At 61.4% G+C, this 9,763-nt stretch carries 7 protein-coding genes; 1 reads left to right on the top strand and 6 read right to left on the bottom strand.

Annotation, left to right across the window (positions count from 1 at the left end; genetic code table 11):
* Positions 1-87 precede the first annotated feature (87 nt).
* The 6 genes from rsmH to AC1D0Z_RS02500 all read right to left on the bottom strand — a co-directional run bounded on the left by rsmH (position 88) and on the right by AC1D0Z_RS02500 (position 7,762).
* Positions 88-1,005 (bottom strand): 16S rRNA (cytosine(1402)-N(4))-methyltransferase RsmH, encoded by a 918-nt coding sequence (gene rsmH / locus AC1D0Z_RS02525; RefSeq protein ID WP_477656662.1) that lies wholly within the window; start codon positions 1,003-1,005, stop codon positions 88-90.
* A 9-nt stretch (positions 1,006-1,014) separates the two neighbouring features.
* A complete protein-coding gene (gene mraZ / locus AC1D0Z_RS02520; protein ID WP_477656702.1) occupies positions 1,015-1,443 on the bottom strand; it encodes a division/cell wall cluster transcriptional repressor MraZ in 429 nt (142 codons plus the stop codon).
* Positions 1,444-1,930: 487 nt separating this feature from the next.
* Positions 1,931-3,766, bottom strand: coding sequence for an STAS domain-containing protein (locus tag AC1D0Z_RS02515; protein ID WP_477656661.1), 1,836 nt, complete (start codon positions 3,764-3,766; stop codon positions 1,931-1,933).
* A 38-nt stretch (positions 3,767-3,804) separates the two neighbouring features.
* Positions 3,805-4,860 (bottom strand): RNA polymerase-binding protein DksA, encoded by a 1,056-nt coding sequence (gene dksA / locus AC1D0Z_RS02510; protein ID WP_477656660.1) that lies wholly within the window; start codon positions 4,858-4,860, stop codon positions 3,805-3,807.
* A gap of 341 nt (positions 4,861-5,201) precedes the next feature.
* Positions 5,202-6,278 carry a CobW family GTP-binding protein gene (locus tag AC1D0Z_RS02505; RefSeq protein WP_477656659.1) on the bottom strand — a complete coding sequence of 359 codons (1,077 nt, stop codon included), beginning with the start codon at positions 6,276-6,278 and terminating at the stop codon, positions 5,202-5,204.
* 293 nt (positions 6,279-6,571) lie between these two features.
* Positions 6,572-7,762, bottom strand: a complete 1,191-nt coding sequence (locus AC1D0Z_RS02500; RefSeq protein WP_477656658.1) for a class I SAM-dependent rRNA methyltransferase — start codon at positions 7,760-7,762, stop codon at positions 6,572-6,574.
* Between the two features lie 130 nt (positions 7,763-7,892).
* Between AC1D0Z_RS02500 and AC1D0Z_RS02495 the strand changes: the two genes are divergently transcribed.
* Entirely contained in the window at positions 7,893-9,728 is a 1,836-nt protein-coding gene (locus AC1D0Z_RS02495) for a sensor domain-containing diguanylate cyclase (RefSeq protein ID WP_477656657.1), read from the top strand.
* Positions 9,729-9,763: the final 35 nt, after the last annotated feature.

Here is a 9,763-nt window from a genome sequence, read left to right as displayed (position 1 = left end):
CCGAGGGGGCCGCATTTTTCCTTGGGGCGGCCCGGCGGAAAAACCTGCCCCCCACGCTTGTCGCTTCGCGGCGAGCGACAGGGGTGCTCATGCCGCCACCCCAGTGCGCTCGGCTACCCGCATCACGGCGCTGCGCGAACGCGGATTGCCATCTACCTCTTCCTCGCTGGGCTTGGTACGCCCCAGCGCCTTGAGCTGCATGGCCTTGGGCTCGGCGAAGGGCGCGCGACGATCGAACACCTCGCGCGAATGTGCAGCGATGAACTGTTTGACGATGCGGTCTTCGAGCGAATGAAAACTGATCACCACCAGACGGCCTCCCGGTTGGAGAACTTTCAGCGATGCTGCTAACGCCTGTTGCAGCTCTTCAAGCTCGGCGTTGATGAAAATCCGAAGAGCCTGAAATGTGCGCGTTGCAGGGTCCTTGCCCGGCTCGCGGGTTTTGACCGCGCCAGCCACGACTTCGGCCAACTCAGCGGTGGTTCGAAGAGGGCCCCGTTCCTGTCGGCGACGATCAATCGCCTTTGCAATCTGTTGAGCAAACCGTTCTTCGCCATATTCACGAATCACCTCCGCCATGGTTTCTATGGATGCATCCGCCAGCCACTCGGCCACGCTCTGGCCACGCGTGGTGTCCATGCGCATGTCCAGAGGTCCCTCTTGCCGAAACGAAAAACCGCGCACCGGGTTGTCGATCTGCGGCGAGCTCACACCCAGGTCCATCAGGACACCGGCCGCGCTGGCGACAGGCAACTGCCCCAGGTGCATGAAGCCCTCGTGCCGGATGGAAAAGCGCGGGTCGGTGATGCTCCGCGCCTCGGCGATGGCGTCGAGGTCCTTGTCGAAGGCGGTGAGCCGCCCCCGGGGCGAGAGCTGTGACAGCAGCAGGCGCGAATGCCCGCCACGCCCGAAGGTCGCGTCGACGTAATGGCCGTCCGGGTTGACTAGAAGCGCCTCGATGGCCTCGTTCAACAGGACGGTGCGGTGTATCCATGTGCCGTTCACCGTCTTCTTTCAGAACGAAAAGTCTCTGAAGACATCGGGCATCTCGCCCTTCATCTGCTCGGCCTCCTGGGCTGCATAAGTGGCGGCATCCCACAGCTCGAAATACCCCCCCATGCCCAGCAACACCGTATCTTTGCTGATGCCCGCGGCCGCGCGCAGTTCAGGCGACACCAGCACGCGGCCGGTGGCATCCATCTCGACGTCCATCGCGTTGCCCAGGAATATCCGCTTCCACCACTGCGCCTGCATTGRCAGCGAAGCGATGCGGTCACGGAATTTTTCCCATTCATTGCGGGGGAAGACCATGAGACATCCGTGCGGATGCTTGGTGATGGTGAGCTGGCCTGACGCAGTAGCACTCAACACGTCACGATACCGGGTCGGCACGGAAAGCCTACCTTTGGTATCGAGAACTAACGATGAGGCACCTTGAAACACTGCGACAAACCCTTGAAAAACACTTTTCACCACTAAATTGCACTTCTCCCCACTTTAGCAGGAAACCATTTGCAAACAAGGGATTTGAAACAAATTTTTTCAATGAAATCAAGGACTTAGGAGTGGCTCTGGATGCGGATCCAATTTTAAAAACCGTTTTAAATTAAGCACTTAGACGGGGCAATGAAAGTATTGCTTTAAGCGCAATTACTGTGACCGCAGGCCACGACAAAAAAAGGCTGGGATTATTTCCATCCATTCGAGTCACGATGACCTGTTTTTCGACGGTATCGGTGGTGAATAGCTATGAAAAATATAGCAAAAACCCCGCGCTACGCAACAGCATAGGGATGGCTAGCGGAGAGCGGCGTGCCATTGGAAGAAGGCAGAGAAGCGCGCGCGACGCGCGTTGAAAAATCTGGAAGTCAGGTCGAAGGCGTCAGCGCAAGGACTCCGGCTCAAACAGGCCCACAGCAGGCTGCAGGCATCAATCGATGCGGACTGTGACCCTTGCGTGTTCGGTGATGCCGATCACATTGAAGAAGGCCGCGACAAGGCGATTGACCTCCGTGAATTGCACTGACCGGTTTTCCTCTTCACGGGCCGATACCCAGTTAAGCAGTGTTCCGGCTGCTGAAAAATCCACACGGATGAGCTTGGCACAGGAAATGAGCATCATGTCAGCGCCCATAAGCTTGACTTCAAGTTTGTCCAGCACCGCTATCGCATCGCCCTGGATCTGGCCCGACAGTTCGACCGACAGGACATTGCTCATCTGGGAACTCGGCGCATCCATCTGGGTATCACCTTCCAGGGCGCTGCTGAGACTGGAGCTCACGGAGTCACGGTATACGTCGCCAATGATGGCCTGCCCATTCGTGACATCGCCTTGGGCATCGATCGGCTTGTATTCACAACGTGCGCTATCCCAGGCGGGAGGGGAAACCTCGTAGGTGACGCAGAAGTCGAGCGCCGCCAATTCAAAGTCGTCGGGGCGATGCGTGACACGAAGTGCCTCCATGCGCAGCAACCACCATTGCTGGGCCGTGTCGCGGTCACCTGAAGGGGTGGCGTTCTGAAGCACCTTCTGCAATTGGCTGTCACCCATAAAGCGCAGCTGGACCGGCTGGGTCGCCCACCCGCTGAAGACTTTGTACAGAGGCTCGACGGCACCGGCTTCAATGCTTTTGAGATTGTTCCAGTTCAGGCGCCATGGCATCGGCGCCTTGGCAGTGGCCGCCTTGAGGGCGGCCACGGTCTGTATACCCAGCACGGACGGGCAAACCCAATCAACAGCGGGCCCATTGGAAGCAGCCTTGCCCGCTGCCGGTACGCTGAGCATTTTCACCATGTCAGGCATGGAGAACCACTGCGGCGCCGAACGATCGAACCGCTCAACAAACTGGATGGCCGCCGTTTCAAATTTATCCTGTTGGGCCGTGGCCCGGTACAGGTCAAACAAGGTCAGCCAGGTATCGGGATGGCCCGCGCGTACTGCGCCAGGAGCCAGGATTTCCAGCAGGCCTGCTTCAGCGCCCGCATCGTCACCGTTGGCAAACCGGATGGCGGCTTCTTCCAGTTCGGCATCATGGGCAACCACCTCCTCGACGTCCACGGCAGTGAGCTTGGAAGGAGAAAAACTGGACGAACCACCACCGCTGTCGTAGCTGCCACCGATACCTGCCAGGCCGCCGATGGCAGGAGGCTTGGCCAATGGCTGGGGAGAAGACCGGGCCGCGGCCAGCGCAACGGACAGGGAATCGGGTTCTGTGTGGGAAGGGTCTTCCGCCGCTTCGCGGGCGGCCTGCAGCTCAGCCATTTTGATGGCGTTCAAATGCTGCAAACCTGCCGGCGCGGTGGCCCGGTATGCCGTGGGCAATGCGTTGTCCAGCATGGGCGGCGCCTGGGTCGAAGGGCTTTGCAAAGGCGCATGCACCGAGTTGTCCGGCATGCCGCCATTCTTGGTTTTCCACCACTGCATGGACATTTGCGCTTCGATCTCGTCGATCTTCTTGAGCGTGGTGGCCCTGTCGTCGGGCTTGGAAGGCATGCTGCTCTGGAAGAACGAGGGCCGGCCACCGGGGTCCTGGCCCACACCCACCATGGCTTCACGCTTGCGCATCTTGCGCAGCATGTCGAACTCGCGCTTGCGCACGAAGTCGTTTTGCCGCTTGCGCTCAATCATCTCCTTGAGCAGTTGCTTGCTCATGGCCTCGTCGCGGTCTGTCTGCGCGCCGTCCAGGTCCGACCAGTTCGTGGCCGGATTCCGGACGAACTTCACCATCTTGGAGAGCAGGCCTGAGGCGGTATCTTCTTTGGACATGGCAGGACGATTAAATAGGCTTCAACCGGTAATCCGCATCAATCCCCAAACATCTTCTGTTTGAGTTCCCGGCGTTGCTGTGCTTCCAGCGACAAATTGGCCGTAGGGCGGGCGATCAGCCGGCCCACACCAATGGGTTCACCGGTCTCATCACAATAACCGTAATCGCCCGAATCGATACGGGCGATGGACTGTTCGATTTTCTTGAGAAGTTTTCGTTCCCGGTCGCGCGTGCGCAATTCGAGGGCGTGTTCTTCCTCGATCGTGGCCCGATCTGCCGGGTCAGGCACCACAACGGTGTCTTCCCGCAGGTGCTCGGTGGTTTCACCGGCGCTGTTGTGGATGTCCTGCTTGAGCACCGACAGCTTGTGGCGGAAGAAAGCCAGCTGCTTTTCGTTCATGTACTCGGAGTCCGGCATGGCCTTGACTTCGTCGTCTGTCAGTTGCTCGGCGGACTTGGTCTTCCAGTTGTTGGCGAGCTTCGGGTCTTTTTTGGCCGCCGCCTGTGGGGGCGGCGCAATCACGCGTTCGGTCATTGTGGAGTAACTGGCTTTGGCTGCGTCGGGCGCATGGGTTGGCACCATGGGTGCGGGAGGGGGTGATTGGGTAGCCACACGGGCGGAACTGCGCCTGCCGGGCTTCAGCGGAGGCGGTGCCACCAGCCCGGCCCTGACCGGGGCGGGGGCAGGAGCCGCCACAGCGGCGGGAGCCGGTTTGGCGGCGCTGGCTGCTGCGGGTTTTACAGCCGGTTTTGCAACGGGCTTGGCGGCTGGTTTGGCGACAGGCTTTGCCGCAGGTTTTGGGGGAGATTTGAGCACGGACTTGACGGGTTTGGCGACGGCCTTGGCTTTGGGCGAAGGCTTGGCAGCGGTTTTCTTGACGGCTGCAGGAGCAGGCTTTTTCGTGGAGGCGGTCTTGACAGCCGGCTTGGCGGCTTTTTTCGCGGCGGGTTTGGGTGCCGGCTTGGCTTTGGCAACAGGTTTGGCCACCTTCTTCACGGCTTTGGCAGCAGCCTTCGGTGCCGGTTTGGCTTTCGCTGCAGACTTGGCGGCCGGTTTGGCAGGTGTCTTGGTCTTTTTCGCTTGGGCTTTCACAATGTGTCTCCTCTGGAAAGCAGCCCCGGATTGGCCCATGGGCCTCCGTCGCAGCTTCCTGGCCAAACCGCTGCTGCGCGGTTCAACCCTTCCTGTTGCCAGATTTCCTGGTTTGTCTGCCGCCTGCCAGCCCCGAAAACCACACCTTGGTGGCTTTCAACCCGCTTTGTAGCCGGTTTTGTGCCTGGCTGGACTCCCGATTTGATTTTCCGGGTATTTTGGTCGGCGCGCGATTGTAGCGGCTGGGCGGCCCGCCGTAGCGCCCTTAAAACAAATCGTTGGAGAATCGAGACAAACATGGAGCCCTCCGCCTTTTACAGGCCACAGGCGGACAGCCTACCTCAAACCAGGCATTGCTCCAGGCCCTGCACAAAAATATCTTTGGGCAAATCGATGCCGATGAAGACCATCTTGCTGTTTTTCTTCTCGCCCTCGGCCCAGGCGGGTCCAAGGTCGCTGCCCATGAGCTGGTGCACGCCCTGAAAGATCACCTTGCGGTCGGTGCCTTCCATGTTCAGAACGCCTTTGTAGCGCAGCATGCGCGGGCCGTAAATGTTGACCACCGCCCCGAGGAAATCCTCCAGCTTGGCCGGGCTGAAGGCCTTGTCTGACCTGAACACAAAACTCTTGACGTCATCGTCATGGTGATGGTGGTGACCGTGCCCTTCGTGGCCGTCCCCGGCACCGTGGGCATGGGAAGGGTGGTCGCAGTGCTCGCCGTGGACATGGTCATGATCGTGGTCATGCCCTGCATGGTCGTCTTCCTTGAGGAAATCGGGATCGATGTCCAGCTTGGCGTTGAGGTTGAAGCCGCGCAGGTCAAACACGTCCTTGATGGCGACTTCCCCGAAATGCACTGCTTTCTGGGGCGCACGCGGGTTCATGTGTTTCAGGCGGTGCATCAGCGCGTCCACTTCGTCTGCGGCCACCAGATCCGTTTTGCTGATGAATATCTGGTCGGCAAACCCGACCTGCCGGCGGGCTTCCTGCCTGTCGTTGAGCTGGGTCGCGGCATGTTTGGCATCCACCAGGGTCAGGATGGAATCGAGCAGGTACTGCTCGGCAATTTCCTCGTCCATGAAAAACGTCTGCGCCACCGGGCCCGGGTCGGCAAGCCCCGTGGTTTCAATGACCACGCGTTCAAAGTCGAGCAGCCCCTTGCGCTTTTTGGCGGCCAGCAGCTGCAGTGTTTCGCGCAGGTCTTCGCGGATCGAGCAGCAGATGCAGCCGTTGTTCATCTGGATGATGTTTTCCTCGGTGTCGTTCACCAGGATTTCGTTGTCAATGTTTTCCTCGCCGAATTCGTTTTCGATCACGGCGATCTTCTGGCCGTGCGCCTCGGTCAGTACGCGCTTGAGCAGCGTGGTTTTGCCGGAGCCCAGGAAGCCGGTGAGGATGGTGACAGGAATCAAGCTCATGGTGTTGCCTAAAAAACAGGGATTGCGGGGGATTGGCGCGAATGGCGAAGCGGATCGCATCCGGATCACAGCCCCGGATCACAGCCACCCAGTTGGGGGAGTTTAGCGGCGGGTTCAAGGCCGCCGCGTCGGGCCGGTAAATACCACTTTGGCCAACAGTTACTTTACAGGTCGTGTCAAGCGAAGGGCCGCAAAAGCCAGCACAGGCCGACAATTTCCGGCCTGTATTTGCTATCTTTTTAATAGCTGCTTGCGCCCGTCCCTATTGGTCTGCAAGCACTATTCATGCAAAATCAACCACCCACCCGCTTTACCAGTACCAGGCCCTTCAGGTATTCACCTTCCGGGAAGGCCACCGTCATGGGATGGTCGGGCGCGCCGCCCATGCGTTCGGAGATGAAGGCGTCCACGCCCGCATCGATGCCAGCCGAGGCCACGATCTTGTGGAACAGGTCGGCGCTGACGCCGCCCGAGCACGAATAGGTAAACAGCACGCCCCCTGGCGCCAGGATCGACAGCGCCAGCCGGTTGATGTCCTTGTAGGCACGGGCGGCACGCTCGGCATGCGTGACAGTCGGCGCGAATTTGGGTGGGTCCAGCACGATGGCGTCGAACATCCGGCCTTCCTTCTGGTATTGGCGCAGCGAAGCGTTGACGTCGGCATCCAGCAGGGTGGTGCGGCTGGCGTCAAACCCGTTCAGTGCCACATTGGCCCGGGCCCGCTCAATCGCCGGGCCGGACGAGTCGATGGACGTGACATGCCCCGCACCGCCGGCCAGCGCGGCCACGGTGAAGCCGCCGGTATAGCAATAGCAGTTGAGCACGCTCTGGAACCCGAGGCGGCGCGTGTAGGCGGCAAACTTCTGCCGGCTGTCGCGCTGGTCGAGGTAAAAGCCGGTTTTATGGCCTTCGGCGACGTCCAGGCTGAGTATCCAGTCGTGTTCGGTAATGGTGATGGCGGTGTCACCCGAGCCGGCCAGCCAGCCGGTGACTTCCGGCAGGCCTTCCAGGGCACGGGAGCTGGCGTCAGAGCGTTCGTACAGGCGTGTGAGGCCGGTCTGGGCCAGCAGGGCGTCAACAATCACGCTCTTCCACTTTTCTGCGCCGCAGCTGGAAAACTGCGCGACCAGCGTATCGGCATAACGATCGACCACCAGGCCCGGGAGGCCGTCGGATTCGCCGTGGATGAGCCGCCGGCCGTTGCTCCGGATGTCAAACAGTTCCCGTGCCTTCAGCGCCTGGGCAATGCGCGATGAAAAGAAGGCCGCATCGATGCGCTGTGCCTCGTCAAAACTCCACACCCGGGCCCGGATTCTGGAGGCAGGGCTGAAAGCCGCCCAGCCCAGGAACTGGCCGGTGTGGCTCTCCACCCGCACCGTCTCACCCGCGTCGCCGCCCCCCTTGGCAATGGCCCCGTCAAAAATCCAGGGATGGCGCCGCAGCAATGAGCGCTCCTTGCCGTCCCGCAGTCGAATTATTTTCATGCCGCTATTGTCGCGGCTGGTAGCAACGCTTCCTCCAGACAGGATCGTCCACCCTGACAGACAAGCCGGTTGACAGCAATTTGACAGCCCAGCGTAATTTTCGTGAAAGTTTTGCGACAATCGCGGGTTAATGTTTTGGACCTCCTTTTTGCGGCGATGGAAGAAACACGGGCCGCTGGCAGGCCCGGCTGTCCGCACGTCCGCCGCCGTCCGCAGCCTGCTGCTGGGTCTCGCCATCAGCCTGTTCGTGGGCTCACTTCTTGGGCTGACTAGCCTGGACGCACGCTCGCGCACGGTACTGGACCTGGACACCCAGACGGAACCTGTCGCGCTGCAGGACTGGGGCGACTACTGGATAGACACGACCGGCCAGTTCACCCCGGAGCAGGTTGCCGCCACGGCCGACATTCCCTGGAAGCAGACACACCGCCATGCGATTTACCCGGTCACCAGCGGCCAGGCCATGTGGGTGCGCTTTAACGTGCCGCCGGCGCCGGACGCAGAGCGCTGGTACCTGGAGGTGCCCTACCCGTCCATCGACCGGGCTTCGCTCTATACCCTGGACGGAAACAGCCGCTGGAACGAGCAGCGTGCCGGCGACCTGGTGGCAGTCGACAAATGGCCGGTGCCGCACCGGCACCCGCTGCTGCCCATCGCGCTGTCGGCCGAAGTGCCCACCCATTACCTCTTGCGCCTGGAAAACGGCCACGCTTTCAGCGCCCCGCTGCAGTTCATCAGCGAAGGACGCCTGAGCCATTCGGAACAGCGGGTTTCCCTGATCCTTGGAATCTTCTTCGGGCTGACGGGCCTGGCTGCCCTGATCTCCGCGCTGGGCGCCATTTCACTGCGCGACACCGCCTATGGCTATTACGCCCTCTGCGTGACCCTGATGGGCCTGACGCAGGCCACCGTCACGGGCATCGCGGGTCTGCACCTGTGGCCCGCATGGCCGGGGTGGAGTGACGTCGCAACATCCGTGCTGCCCATGCTGGCGGTGTCGGCCACCCTGCTGTTCATTTCGGCGGTGGTGGCCCTGCCCGAACGCTCCTTGCGCCTGCACCGGCTGATGGTTGGCCAGGCCGCGCTGGGGGTGCTGACGGCTATAGCGCTGGTGCTGGTTCCGTCCGCATCGCGCCTGGACCTGTTCACTCCCATCGTGCTGCTTCTGGAGTTCAGCAGCATGGTGGTGATGGGCTGGGCCTGGCGTCGCGGCGACCGGTTTGCCCCCTGGCTCATGCTGGCCTATGTGCCGGTACTGGCTGCTGCCGGATGGACCATGGCCCGCAATGCGGAACTGGTGCCCATCGGCTTCCTGACGCAGCACGGCATGCAGCTGGGCGTGGCGCTGCACCTGCCCGTCGTCATGCTGGTGCTGATGCTGCGCAGCCAGCACCGGCGCGAAAACATCCGCCGCATCCAGGGCCTGGACCGGGTGGACCCGGCCACGGGCCTCATCAACGGCCACGTGTTTGCCGAACGCCTGATCCGCATGATCGCGCGTTCCGAACGGCTGCGCCACCAAAGCGCGGTGATGATCATCGACCTGGTCAATTCCGAGCAAATTCAGCGCGACTTCGGGCGCAAGGCCGCCGAGGAATTGCCGCTGCACGTGGCCGAACGCCTTTTGTCCACCGCACGCGAGATCGACAGCGCTGCGCGGCTGTCGGAGCGGCGTTTCGGCATGCTGGTTGAAGGACCTTTCAATGCCGAGGATGCCGGCACACTCGGGCCTCGCATTGTGGCGCGCTGCCTCATGCCCTACAAAGGCCTGCATGTGGACTGTGTGGCTCAGGTGCATGTCGCTTATGCCCTGGTGCCCTACCAGGGTTCCAATGCGCAGGGCCTGCTGACCCAGCTTGAAGAGCGGCTGGCCGCTGCGCCGGCCGACAGCAAGCGGGCGGTGTTCATGCTTGGCGAGGCACCGCCGGTACGGCCGGCAAGGCGCGACCGCCCCAAGGCAACCTGACTACCGGGCAGCGCAGTTGACGGCGCACGGCAATC

It is taken from the genome of Polaromonas sp. P1_E3, from assembly GCF_056405935.1.
The sequence above is the reverse complement of the archived record's forward strand: the minus strand, read 5'-3'. Positions and strand labels throughout refer to the sequence as shown.

Coding starts and splice junctions, on each gene's coding strand:
- AC1D0Z_RS02495 (WP_477656657.1), top strand. CDS start 7,893: ATGTTTTGGACCTCCTTTTTGCGGCGATGGAAGAAACACGGGCCGCTG.
- AC1D0Z_RS02505 (WP_477656659.1), bottom strand. CDS start 6,278: ATGAGCTTGATTCCTGTCACCATCCTCACCGGCTTCCTGGGCTCCGGC.
- AC1D0Z_RS02500 (WP_477656658.1), bottom strand. CDS start 7,762: ATGAAAATAATTCGACTGCGGGACGGCAAGGAGCGCTCATTGCTGCGG.
- AC1D0Z_RS02515 (WP_477656661.1), bottom strand. CDS start 3,766: ATGTCCAAAGAAGATACCGCCTCAGGCCTGCTCTCCAAGATGGTGAAG.